This is a genomic window from Okibacterium endophyticum, assembly GCF_054780075.1.
Window position 1 is genome coordinate 547063 of record NZ_BAAGXA010000005.1, and the last position, 12510, is coordinate 559572.

The following is a 12510-nucleotide window of genomic DNA, read 5'->3' on the forward strand; positions in this document are numbered from 1 at the left end:
ATTGTTATCTAATCGTGAGCGTGCCGTAGGCTTAACGAATGCAGAGGATCGCCGTTGTCCCCGGATCGTTTGACCCTGTCACACTCGGTCATATCGATGTGATCAGGCGAGCCGCCGGGCTCTTCGACGAGCTGCACGTGCTCGTGGTGCACAATCCCGACAAGGCCGCGCTCCTCCCGATCGCCCAGCGGGTCTCACTGCTCGAGCAGTCCATCGAAGAGGGCGGCGACCCGGGCAACATCGTCGTCGCGTCATGGAGCGTCGGCCTGCTCGTCGACTACGCCACGGATGTCGGTGCGTCCGTGCTGGTCAAAGGCATCCGTTCACAGGTCGACGTCGCATACGAGACGCCGATGGCTATCGTCAACAGGCATCTCGCCGGTGTCGAGACGGTGTTCATGCTGCCGGACCCGGCCCACGCCCACGTGTCGAGTTCGCTCGTGCGGCAGGTCGCCGGCCTCGGCGGCGACATCAGTCCGTTCGTTCCCCGTGCCGTTGCCCGGTTCCTGCAGAAGACATGAACAGTTACCTCACCCACGCGCCGACAGACAGTTCGGTGCCGCCCCACACCGAATCCGACGATGCGGGGCGTCTCGACCGCGATGACGCCGCGTCCATGGCCTCGGACATCGTGCGGAACGTCGAAGCGGTCATCGACGGCAAACACGAGGCCGTGAAGGTCGCGCTCACCGTGCTGCTCGCCGAGGGGCACCTGCTGATCGAAGACGTGCCCGGCGTCGGCAAGACGATGCTCGCGAAGGCGCTCGCGAAGTCCGTGCACTGCACGGTGAGCCGCATTCAGTTCACTCCGGATCTCTTGCCGAGTGACGTCACAGGGGTTTCGGTCTACAACCAGATGGAACGGCGCTTCGAGTTCACGCCCGGGGCCGTGTTCGCGAACATCGTCATCGGAGACGAAATCAACCGGGCTTCGCCGAAGACGCAGTCGGCCCTGCTCGAGTGCATGGAGGAGCGCCAGGTCACCGTCGACGGGACGACCTATCCGCTCCAGGCGCCGTTCACCGTGGTGGCAACGCAGAATCCGATCGAGATGGAGGGCACGTATGCGCTCCCCGAGGCACAGCGAGACCGGTTCATGGCCCGGATCTCGATGGGGTACCCAGACACGGATGCCGAGATGGCGATGCTCACGGCGCGCGACAGCCTCAACCCCCTCGGAACGCTATCTGCGGTCGTCGACCAGGACACCCTGCGGCGTATGATGGCGACGGTCCGCGCGGTCTTCGTGTCGCCGGCCGTCAAGGCCTACGCGGTCGAGCTCGTGCGCGCAACCCGTGAGCACAACGAACTGAGACTCGGAGCAAGCCCGAGGGCCACCCTCCAGCTGATTCGAGCCGCCAAGGCGATGGCCATGATCGCGGGGCGTGGCTTCGTTCTGCCCGATGACGTCGACGCCCTCGCCGTGCCGGTTCTCGCCCACAGGCTCATGCCGACGAGCAGGGCGGTCGGGCGTCATCAGAACACGGACTCCCTCGTCGCGAGCATCGTCAGCGGGATCGTCGAGACAACACCCGTGCCGATACACGACGCCAGATAGGAACGATCGTGGCGCGGGCGGCAACCGAGAGCATGAGGCCGGCTCGACTGACCACGCGCGGGTGGACCGCAGTGGCGATTGCCGTTTCGCTCTTCGTCGTCGCGGTGGTCCTCGACAGGCGCGAGGCCCTGTATCTCGCGCTTGTGGTGACGCTGATCTGCATCGGCGCGCTCGTCTGGGTTCGGATGCAGCGTTCCGGCTTGAGCGCCAGACGCGTGTTCACACCTCGTTCCGCAGCCGTGGACGAGCCCGTCGCCGTGCGCACGATCGTCACGTCCGACACGAGCATTCGCCCGGGGCTCAGGTGGAACGAGGCGGTGCCGGCGGTGTTCGGCGATCCTCCCGAAGGGATTCTCACCGAGGGCGAGCGTTCAGCGTCGCGGACCGTGACGCTCGACTACGAGCTCGTGTCGGCGTCGAGGGGACGTTTCGCCGTCGGACCTCTCTGGGTCGGCTGGACCGATCCCTTCGGCCTGGTGACGACCCATCACCGCGTCGCAGGGCGCACACCCCTCGTGATCACGCCGCGCGTGACGGCACTGCCGAGCGGAGGGTTCAGATCGTCGAATGGCGACGGCGGAAGAATCTCGCACTACCAGCTGTCGAATCCGCGCGCCGACGAGCTGATCGCTCGTGAGTATCGGGCAGGAGACCCGCTCAGACGGGTGCACTGGCGCCAGACCGCCCGAAAGGGTGAGCTGATGGTGCGCCAGGAGGAGCAGCAGGCGGACCCCTCTGCGCTCGTGGTGTTCGACACCTCTTCTGACGACGTCGGGTTCGAGCGCAGAGTGGAACTCGTCGCATCGATGGCGATTCTGCTGCTCGACACCGGGCATTCGGTGGTCCTGGCCGAGACGGCTGTCGGCGATTCGCCCGCAGACGCCGGCCGCCGGGTCAGACGCTTCGGCGTCGACGACGGGGAGCACCTGCTCGAGGCACTCGCGGACGCCTCGCCATGCGCCGTTCCGTCCGACTGGGACATCGCAGAAGAGATCGCACCTCTCGTCGACGACGTTCGGCAGGCCGCGCCCGTGTTCGTCGTGCGAGGGCCGACGACAGCGGCAGAGGCCAGACGACTCGCCGTGATCGGGTCGGGGACAGGACCCGCTGTGATCTTTCTCGGTGAATCAGCAGAGAGCGGGCACCGGGACGACGCCTCCCAGCGCGCCAGGCATCCTGCCGACGGACGGCGGGACAAAACGCTAGCGGTTCAACTGCTCGCCGATGCGGGGTGGCGCACCGCTGAGCTGTCAGACGACACCTCTGTCGGCGACGCCTGGTCGCAGATCATCCACACGGCCGAGGTCGTGAGGGGCGGGTGACCGTGAGAGCGACCGGGGCCGGGCTCGCCCGCCGCACAAGGCGGCGCGACGGCGCTCGTCGGCTCTGGCTGCTGACCGGCGCGGTCTTCGTGATGCTCCTGACCACCGTCGCCACACTCACGCCGCTCCTGCATGGCATCGTCTGGTGGACGGATGCCGCTCTTCTGTCTGCCGCAGTGCTTGCGGCAGCGGCGGGCATCCGCTCGCTCGGAGCGCCACGCTGGGTGGGAACACCGGTGGGCGCCCTCGCCGGACTGGCCGTGCTCACGCTGCTGTATGCACCGGCGACGGGTCTGGTGTTCGTCGTTCCGACGGCCGAGACGTTTGCGGTGTTCGGCGAGCTCGCCTCGGCGGGCACGACCTCGATCATCCGCGAATCCACCCCTGCGCCGGCCACGGACGGCATCCGATTCGTGCTCGCATGCGGTGTCGGCGTGCTCGCGGTGCTGTTCGACGGGCTTGCGCTCTCGCTTCGTCGTGTTGCGCTCACGGGTGCACTCGTGGTCGGTGTGGTCGTTGTGCCGGGGATCGTGACGGGCGATGTCACCCCGTGGCCTCTCGCACTGTGCACAGTCGTTTTTCTGTGGATGCTGTGGGTTGACGCGAGGGTCAGGAACCCGTCCCTTCGTCTGGGCGGGGGCATGCTCGTCATCACGGCGGCGTCGGTCGTCGGTGCGGTGGCGCTGTCGACGGCGGCGCCGGGCTTCAACGGTGCGAGCCTGCTGACGGTGTCCGGCGACCCGGTGTCGTCGCGGGGCATCAGCCCGCTCGTGGATCTCGGCGCAGACCTTCGCAGACCGGGCAGCACCGAGCAGTTCCGCTACATCACAGACACAACGCGCCCGCAGTACTTTCGGCTGCTGACGCTCGACCGCTTCGACGGCACCACCTGGTCACCGGGCGACGACCAGGTGACTGAGCCGTATTCGAGAGGCTCCGTGATGCAGGTCCCCGGTCTGGACGCGTCGACCCCGACTGAGACCGTCGAGACGAGCGTCGACATCGTCGGAATGCGCAGTGAGTGGCTTCCCGTCCCTTTCCCGAGTGTTCAGGTGACGGGCCTGGACGGCCGGTGGGAGTGGGATGTGGACGGGCTCACCCTGTCGAGCCCCAGTTCCAGCACTCGGGGACAGGAGTACGTCTCTCAGAGCCTGTCGCTGCGTCCGACCAGGGAACAGCTCGTCGCCGCGCCAGCCGACTATCCGGAATCGGTGACGCCGTACCTCGAGGTTCCCGACGACGTGCCAGATCTCATCGAGACCACACTCGATGAGGTGACCGCCGGACTGACGAACGCCTACGATCGCGCCTATGCGCTGCAGCAGTTCTTCCGGGCCGGAGATTTCCGCTATTCGCTCGACTCACCCGTTGACGACGGCTACGACGGCGACGGCTACGACGTCATCGCTCGCTTTCTCGAAGAGCAGACCGGCTACTGCGTGCACTTCGCCTCGGCTATGGCTGTGATGTCGCGGATGGCGGGGATTCCGGCGAGGGTGTCGCTCGGATACCTTCCCGGTGATCGTCTGGGCGCGACCGAGGATGAACGTTCACGGTACACGGTCACATCCGACGATCTGCACGCGTGGCCCGAGCTGTATTTCAGCGGTGTGGGCTGGGTTCCGTTCGAGCCGACCACCGGACGCGGGGTCATTCCGGAGTATGCGCTCCAGGTCAGCGCGAACGAGCCGGCCGATGAGGCCGAACCAGATGTTCGCCCGGTGACACCGACGCCGGAGCAGCAACCGGAGGCCGAAGAAGAGGCGTCCGAGCGCACAACGCGAGATGAATCGCGTTCTGATCTCTTCGCGTACACCTGGGGCCTCGCGGTCATCGTGCTCGTGTGCGCAGCTGTTCCGGCCGTTTTCGCCCGTGTGAGACGGGCACGCCGTCTCGCTGACCTGAGACGAGGACGAGGCCTGAGACCTGGACGAGGGGGCGCGGACCTCGCCTGGCAGATGGTCGAGGATGCAGAGAGAGACCACGGGCAGGATGTTCCGCCCACAGACACCCCGCGTGCGCGGGCGGAGGCGATTTCGGAGCGCCTTGAACTGGCAGACGCCGAGAGTGCAGCCCTTCACCGTCTGCTCGACGCTGTCGAACGGCACCGCTTCGCCCCCGCGGAGCCGGATGCCCTGGGGCGTGGGCTCGCCGATGACGCGATCATCGTGACAACGGCGATCTCCCGTGGGGCGAGCACACCGGAACGAATGCGGGCGCTGCTGCTGCCGGCATCCGTTCTCTCGCCGCCGAGACGGTCGCGGGTGCCCCATCGGGCCGAGGGCTGACCTGAGCGGACTCGCAGGAGCCGATGCGTGCGGGACGGTAGAATTGCCGGTGTGACCGATTACAGAAAGATGCCGTTCTCCGTCAGCGTGCGCGACCTCGTCCGCAGGCCGGGAGAGATGCGAGAGCACGAGTACACGGTGCCGTCTCCCGCAACCCTCGGCGAGGGACTTGTGGCTGTGAAAGAGGGCACGCCCATCCATGAGGATGTCCGATTCGAATCCGTGCACGAGGGTATTCTCGTCACCGCCGAGATCGAAACAACAGCCGAAGGGCAGTGCGGAAGATGCCTCACTGAGATGACGCTGCCGGTCGAAGTCGAATTTCAGGAACTTTTCGCGTACCCTAGTGACGAATCTTCTGAGCATGAGGTTCGCGGTGACCACGTGGATCTGGAACCTCTCGTCAGAGACGCGGTAGTGCTCTCACTGCCGTTTCAGCCGGTTTGCCGGCCAGACTGCCCCGGACTCGATCCTGAGACGGGAGAGCGTCTGGCTGAACAGCCCGACCGAGAACCCCACGAAACACATGATCCACGCTGGTCTGCGCTCGCGAATTTTCGAGCAGACACAGGCTCCGACGCCTCGGATGCCGAAGCCAGTGAGACCACAGACAGAGAAAAGAGATAAGACATGGCTGTTCCGAAGCGGAAGAAGTCACGCGCGAACACACACGCGCGCCGTTCGCAGTGGAAGGCTGAAGTCCCCACTCTGGTGAAGACCGTCGAGAACGGCAAGGTGACCTACAGCCTGCCGCACCGCGCCAAGGTCGTCGAAGACTCGGCGGGCACACCGTTGTTCCTCGAGTACAAGGGCCGCAAGGTCGCAGACGTTTAGCCTGCGACCCGCTGGCGCACGATTCGTGTCAGAACCGCAGACAGACCGAGGGTCGCTCCTGGCGACCCTCGGTGTCTCAGTTAACGACGCGATGCTTGAGCTTGCGCTCACGCATCGCTCTTTTGCGTACGAGAACGGCGGTGTGCCGCACAACGAACGCCTCGAGTTCCTCGGCGATTCGGTCCTGGGCCTCGCCGTCACACAACGGCTGTACCGTGCGAACCCCGAGCTCACCGAGGGGGACCTTGCGAAGATGCGCTCGAGCGTCGTCTCGACGGTGGCACTCGCAGAGGTCGCACATTCCATAGGCCTCGGCGAGCACCTGCGCCTCGGGCGCGGGGAGGAGCTCACCGGCGGTCGAAGCAAGCCGTCGATCCTCGCCGACACGATGGAGGCGATCTTCGGTGCCGTCTACCTGGACCAGGGCCATGAGGTCGCGACTGCCCTTGTGCTGCGGCTGGTCGAGCCCCTGCTCGCGGACTCCGCGCGGTTCGGTGCGGCCATGGATCCGAAGACGAGCCTGCAAGAGGCAGCCGCTGCCGTCGGCGCACCCGCTCCGGTGTATTCCGTGACGAGTGAGGGCCCGGACCACAATCGCTCATTCACGGCCACGGTCACGGTCGGAGACCTCGTCGCCGCCACGGGACACGGCAGCAGCAAGAAGCACGCGGAGCTCGCCGCCGCGATGATCGCCTGGACGGAATTGAGTGCCGGAGCTTCCTGAGGTCGAGGTCGTGCGCGCCGGCCTCGCTCCCGCCGTCACCGGTGCGCGCATCACGAGCGTCGAGGTGCTCGATGACAGGTCGGTGAAACGCCACAATCCGATCAGCGGCTCATTCGAAGAGGTGCTGCACTCGCGCGTCATCGAGGGTGCCGTGCGCCGGGGAAAGTTCCTCTGGTTCCCGCTGCGCGCGACCGGCGCGGATGACATCCGCCCGGTTGCTCTCGTCACCCACCTGGGCATGAGCGGCCAGATGCTGCTGAGGGAGCCGGGCGTTGAGGATCGCCTGACGCGGATACGTCTGGGAATCGAGCACCCGGAGCACGGGGAGCTGTGCATCAACTTCGTCGACCAGCGTATCTTCGGCGGAATGGCCATCGACGGTCTCATCACAACAGCCGACAGCGCAGCCGGGGGATTCTCCGGTCGGCATCCAGGCACACCGGTTCTGCCCGCCTGGCACAGCCTCATCCCCGATCGCGTCGCCCATATCGCCAGAGACCCGCTTGATCCGGCGTTCGACCAGCGCGAGTTCGTCCGGCGCCTCGGCCGCAGGGCGTCAGGCATCAAACGAGCCATGCTCGACCAGACACTGGTGAGCGGGATCGGCAACATCTATGCGGACGAAGCCCTGTGGGCAGCGAGGCTGCACTTCGACCAGCCCGCGAACACTCTCTCGGCTCGCAAGATCGCGGAGCTGATGTCTGCGGTCAGGCAGGTGCTCGAGAAGGCGCTCGCAGAGGGCGGCACGAGCTTCGACGCTCAATACGTCAATGTCAACGGGGCGTCAGGCTATTTCGCGCACAGCCTCAACGCATACGGACGCCAGGGGCTCGCGTGCGCACGGTGCGGCACGGTGATGGAGCGGGTCGCCTTTATGAACCGTTCGTCGCACTACTGCCCGAGATGTCAGCGGCTGCGCCCGGTCCCCTGAGCCGTGACAGCGGTTCACCGGTGCGCGTCCGTTCACGGCATGAGCGCGAGACGCTTGACGAGCCGGTCGATGCGGTTCCGCGGACCGACCATGCTCACGGCGTAGTACTCGATCTCGTCGGCGGATGAACCCGAGAGCGCGTCTACATACTCGTCGTACACACGGGTCTGCTGTGCCGCCGACGGCATGTCCGCGACGAACGTCTCGTCGTGGGCTGCCGCCTGTGCACGGAGTGACCGGAGTGTTCCGGCATCGGCCACGAGAACGGTGCAACCCGCCCAGGGCAGGCCGGGGTGGACGTCTCCGTCGCCGTCGACCGCATCCGCACCGAGGATGCCGGTGACACGCGACGAGGTCGCCGCCGCCGCGCAGATGGCCGCGTTCACCGCCCGCCCCGGGGGCAGGTCTTCGTTCACGACCACGACCCACTTCAGCCTGGCCGAGCGTGTTGGTCCTGACTGGATCTCTTCCGCCGCAAAACCGATCGTGTTCATGTCTGCCCTTGTCACCTGTTCGACTATCACGCGTGAATACTATGCTCATTCACATATGTGATGCCCTACATCCGTATTAAGTACGAGAATGGAGGCGGAGGGTGAATATGGACGAATTAGATCAGGCGATTCTGCGCGAGTTGCAGTCGGATGCACGTCGCTCCAATCGTGACGTCGCGGCGGCCGTCGGAGTCTCGCCGACGACGGCGCTCGACCGCACCCGTGCTCTGCGCGCTCGTGGTGTCATCAGGGGTGCCGTACTCGATGTGGACCTGGCCGCTCTCGGCCGGCCGGTGCAGGCTCTCATCGCCGTGAGGATCAGACCGCCATCGCGGCCGGTGATCGAGTCGTTCAGGGACTGGGCGTCAGGGTTGCCGCAAACACTCGGAGTTTTCGTCACAACCGGCACAGAGGACTTCATCATCCACGTAGCGGTCCCTCATAACGAAGCGCTGTACGCGTTTGTGATCGACGAGCTGACCCAGCGCGCCGAAGTCGCAGACGTCAGGACATCTGTTGTATACGAGCACATCCGCGCGACGCGTGTCGAGCCGGTCGTCGGCGGCTGATCATCGCTCGGCATGCCGGTGTGCCAAAGGGCGGCCGATCAGAATAGACCCGGCGATGTTCGGTCTGCAAGACGCGCGCCTGTGCTGCCGCACGCCGATGGTTCGGTACCGTAGACCAGAACGTCGCAGCGGGATCACGTTCCCGTCTGAGCCGCACAGAGTTTGAGCCGCACAAGGTCTGGGAGCAGAGGGAAGGAGGCCGAATGTACCTGAAGTCGTTGACCGTCAAGGGGTTCAAGTCATTCGCCCAGCCGACCACATTCGCGTTCGAGCCCGGCGTGACCTGCGTCGTCGGGCCGAACGGCTCCGGAAAATCCAACGTCGTCGACGCGCTTGCGTGGGTGATGGGGGAGCAGGGAGCAAAGACACTGCGCGGCGGCAAGATGGAGGACGTCATCTTCGCCGGCACCTCGACTCGGGGTCCGCTCGGCCGCGCCGAGGTCATCCTGACCATCGACAACGCCGATGGCGCGCTTCCGATCGACTACACCGAGGTCACGATCAGTCGCACACTCTTTCGGAACGGCGGCAGCGAGTACGCCATCAACGGAGAGGGCTGCCGGCTTCTCGACGTGCAGGAGCTGCTGAGCGACTCCGGGCTCGGGCGAGAGATGCACGTCATCGTCGGTCAGGGCCAGCTCGATGCCGTGCTGCACGCGTCGCCCGAGGAACGCCGCGGTTTCATCGAAGAGGCTGCCGGAATCCTCAAGCACCGCAGGCGCAAAGAGAAGACCGTGCGCAAGCTCGACGCCATGCAGACGAACCTCACCCGCCTGAGCGACCTCGCCGGCGAGATCAGGCGGCAGCTGAAGCCGCTCGGCCATCAGGCGGAGATCGCCAGGGAGGCGCAGTCGATAGCGGCGGTCGTCCGCGATGCGCGGGCCAGGCTGCTGGCAGACGAGGTGGTCACGCTGCGAAGGGCCCTTGACGCCCACGGGCGCTCGGAACACGAGCGGCACACGGAGCGCATCGTGCTGCAGGAGCAGCTGGAGCAGAAGCAGCTGCGCATCGCCCGGCTCGAGCAGGCACAGGTCGGCGACGCCGTCGACGTCGCACGTCGCACGAGTTTCGGCCTGGAGTCGGTGCAGGAGCGGCTGCGCGGCCTGTATACCCTCGCCAACCAGCGGCTGGCCCTGCTGGGCACTGAGGGCGAGTCGAACGACGTCACGCAAACGGTCACGAGGCAGAACATCGACGACGCGAAGGCAGAGGCCGAACGCCTGCGCCACGCTGTGACCGCAGCGGATGCCGCCTGGCAGCGAAGCAAACAGGCGACGGTCTCTGCCCGCCAGCGCCTCGACGCCGTTGATGACGAGATCGCGGCGCAGAGCGCTCTGGTGTCCAAACACGACCTCGAGATCACCAAACTCACCGGTCAGGCCGATGCCGCCGCATCGCGACTCGCAGCGGTCCGCGGTGAGAGGCTCCGGCAGCAGAACGCCATCGATGCCTCAGAGGAACGCCGGGATGCCGCGAAGCGGGAGTTCTCGGCGCTCGAAGAATCGGTCGGAGACGTCGACAGAGACGACAACGGCCTCGACGAGGCATACGAACTCGCCCAGGCGCGTGTCTTCGAGGCGGATGCGGAGATCGAACGCCTGCGCGAGCTTCTGCACGAACACGAGCGCGAGCGCGACGCCCTCACCGCACAGACGAGCGCGCTGTCACGTGCCCTTGAGATCAAGGACGGTGCGAGTGATCTCGTCGCGGCGAACCTCAGCGGGGTGCGCGGAGTCGTCGCAGACCACGTGCAGGTCGCCGTGGGCTACGAGTCGGCCATCGCCGCCGCGCTCGGCACCCTGGCAGACGCCGTGCTCGCATCGGGGGACTCAGAGGCCTTCGGCGCTCTGGAGTACGCCCAGGAACACGATCTCGGTCGCGTCGAGGTGGTGATCGCCGACAGCGGACGGGCGATTCCGACGTGGCCGGACACCCCCGGCATCGTTCCGGCCACAACCGTTGTAGAGGCACCGGGTGGTGTGCTCGGCATTCTCGCGTTCGCGGGTGTCGCCGACGACATCCGATCAGCACGTTCCGCCTGGGCCGAGCTCACATCGGCGCTCGGCGGCCCTGTCACCCTGGTGACGCGGTCTGGCGACGTGCTCACCGATCACGTGCTGCGCGGCGGATCAGGTGGCAAGCAGGGTCGTATCGAGCTTCTCGCGGAGCGGGACGCCGCTGCGGAACGCCTCACAGAGGTCACCGCGCTGATCGAAGACCTCCGGATCGAGCTGACCGAGCAGCGGGCCGTGCACCAGTCGGCCAAGGAGCAGTCCCAGCGGGCCCTGCAGGCCCTGCGCGAGTTCGATGCTCAGCTCGCCGCCGTCACGGAGAAGCTCAACCGGGCCAAGGTGCAGTCAGAGGCGGCCGTCGCCGAATACGATCGGCTCACAACGGCTTTCGCGCAGTCCGCAGAGGCGGTCACAGAGGCTGAGGCCGCGCTGGAGAGAGCCAGGAGCGAGCTCGAGACGGCCAGGAGCCGGCCGAGACCGATTCTCGACGTGGCCGCACGGGATGAGCTCGCGGCCGAGCTCGACAGGGCGAGGGAGGCCGAGGTCGAGTCCAGGCTCCAGCTCGAGACCGCGCGGGAGCGGGTCCGCGCAGAGGAAGAGCGTGTCGGGGCTCTCGCGGCGCGTATGGAGTCTGAGCGCGAAGCCGCAGAGGCGGCCGCCCGTCGCGCCGTGATCCGCAAGCGACAGCTCGACACGGCGTCAGGTGTCGCCGATGTTCTGCCTGCCGTGCTCGACTCGGTCGATCGCTCCGTGGCCGAATCCCGGATGCTGCTCGCCCGGGCAGAGGAACAGCGCGCACACCAGAACGAAGAGCTCGTCACGCTGCGTCGAGAAGAGAGCGCATTGCGCGAGCGGCTGCAGGCTGTCACCGAGAGCGTGCACGGGCTCGAACTGCAGATCTACGAGAAGAAACTGCACCTGTCGAGCCTGCTCGAGAGAGCCGGATCCGAACTCGGTCTCGTGGAAGACGTTCTGGTCGCCGAGTACGGCCCAGACGTGCCGGTGCCACCGGACGGCGTCACACCTGACGACGGAAACGAGGGCGAGAGCACACCTGCTACTCCTGCCGATGGATCGGACGAGGGCATCCCGTTCGACCGGGAGCAGCAGCAGAGGCGTTTGGAGCGCGCCGAACGCAAGCTCTCGAGGCTCGGCCGGGTGAACCCGCTCGCCCTCGAAGAGTTCGCCGCGCTCGAACAACGGCACAGGTTCCTCACGGAGCAGCTGACCGACCTCACGAAGACGCGAACCGACCTGCTCACGATCATCGATGAACTCGACGACAAGATGCAGACCATCTTCCAGAGCGCGTTCGACGATACGAAAGCGGCGTTCGGTGACGTCTTTCCCGTGCTGTTCCCCGGTGGAACCGGGAGCATCCAGCTGACAGATCCCGAGAACCTGCTGACGACGGGCATCGACGTGAGTGTGAAGCCGGCGGGCAAGAAGATCGAGCGGCTCTCGCTTCTGTCTGGCGGGGAACGCTCCCTGGCGGCGGTCGCCCTGCTGATCGCGATCTTCAAGGCGCGCCCCAGCCCGTTCTACATCATGGACGAGGTGGAGGCCGCACTCGACGATGCGAACCTGGGACGCCTGCTGGCGATCTTCGAAGACCTCAGGCAATCGAGCCAGCTCATCGTGATCACCCACCAGAAGCGCACGATGGAGATCGCAGACGCACTCTATGGTGTGTCGATGCGCCAGGACGGCGTCTCGGCCGTCGTCGGCCAGCGTGTGGCCGAGGAGCGGGCCAGCTGATTCGGGCCCCAACGCCGACT

The 12510-nt window shown here is 66.2% G+C and carries 11 protein-coding genes; 10 read left to right on the plus strand and 1 reads right to left on the minus strand.

Annotated elements, in window-relative coordinates:
* Positions 1-38 precede the first annotated feature (38 nt).
* The 8 genes from coaD (at position 39) to mutM (ending at position 7657) form a co-directional block, all read left to right on the plus strand.
* On the plus strand, positions 39-521 hold the full coding sequence (coaD, locus tag ACYVF5_RS06845) for a pantetheine-phosphate adenylyltransferase (RefSeq protein WP_460944648.1): 483 nt from the start codon (positions 39-41) through the stop codon (positions 519-521).
* Positions 518-1558, plus strand: a complete 1041-nt coding sequence (locus tag ACYVF5_RS06850) for an AAA family ATPase (RefSeq protein WP_460944650.1) — start codon at positions 518-520, stop codon at positions 1556-1558. The genes coaD and ACYVF5_RS06850 overlap by 4 nt, the downstream gene beginning before the upstream one ends.
* Positions 1559-1629: 71 nt before the next feature.
* Positions 1630-2880: a DUF58 domain-containing protein gene (locus tag ACYVF5_RS06855; RefSeq protein ID WP_460944652.1), complete on the plus strand. Its 1251-nt coding sequence runs from the start codon at positions 1630-1632 to the stop codon at positions 2878-2880.
* On the plus strand, positions 2877-5168 hold the full coding sequence (locus ACYVF5_RS06860; RefSeq protein WP_460944654.1) for a transglutaminase family protein: 2292 nt from the start codon (positions 2877-2879) through the stop codon (positions 5166-5168). Before ACYVF5_RS06855 ends, ACYVF5_RS06860 begins: the two co-directional genes overlap by 4 nt.
* A gap of 51 nt (positions 5169-5219) precedes the next feature.
* Complete coding sequence (locus ACYVF5_RS06865; protein WP_460944656.1) at positions 5220-5795, plus strand: YceD family protein; 576 nt, start codon at positions 5220-5222, stop codon at positions 5793-5795.
* 3 nt (positions 5796-5798) lie between these two features.
* Positions 5799-6002: a 50S ribosomal protein L32 gene (gene rpmF / locus ACYVF5_RS06870; protein ID WP_022887809.1), complete on the plus strand. Its 204-nt coding sequence runs from the start codon at positions 5799-5801 to the stop codon at positions 6000-6002.
* Between the two features lie 25 nt (positions 6003-6027).
* Positions 6028-6726 carry a ribonuclease III gene (rnc, locus tag ACYVF5_RS06875; protein WP_460944659.1) on the plus strand — a complete coding sequence of 233 codons (699 nt, stop codon included), beginning with the start codon at positions 6028-6030 and terminating at the stop codon, positions 6724-6726.
* Complete coding sequence (mutM, locus tag ACYVF5_RS06880; protein WP_460944661.1) at positions 6710-7657, plus strand: bifunctional DNA-formamidopyrimidine glycosylase/DNA-(apurinic or apyrimidinic site) lyase; 948 nt, start codon at positions 6710-6712, stop codon at positions 7655-7657. Before rnc ends, mutM begins: the two co-directional genes overlap by 17 nt.
* Positions 7658-7689: 32 nt before the next feature.
* Here the strand turns inward: mutM and ACYVF5_RS06885 are convergent, their stop codons facing one another.
* Complete coding sequence (locus ACYVF5_RS06885) at positions 7690-8181, minus strand: DUF2000 domain-containing protein (RefSeq protein ID WP_460944663.1); 492 nt, start codon at positions 8179-8181, stop codon at positions 7690-7692.
* A 77-nt stretch (positions 8182-8258) separates the two neighbouring features.
* Here ACYVF5_RS06885 and ACYVF5_RS06890 point away from each other — a divergent pair, with 77 nt between their 5' ends.
* Positions 8259-8720, plus strand: coding sequence for an Lrp/AsnC family transcriptional regulator (locus ACYVF5_RS06890; RefSeq protein WP_460944665.1), 462 nt, complete (start codon positions 8259-8261; stop codon positions 8718-8720).
* 203 nt (positions 8721-8923) lie between these two features.
* Positions 8924-12490: a chromosome segregation protein SMC gene (gene smc, locus ACYVF5_RS06895; RefSeq protein WP_460944667.1), complete on the plus strand. Its 3567-nt coding sequence runs from the start codon at positions 8924-8926 to the stop codon at positions 12488-12490.
* The last annotated feature ends 20 nt before the right edge of the window (positions 12491-12510 follow it).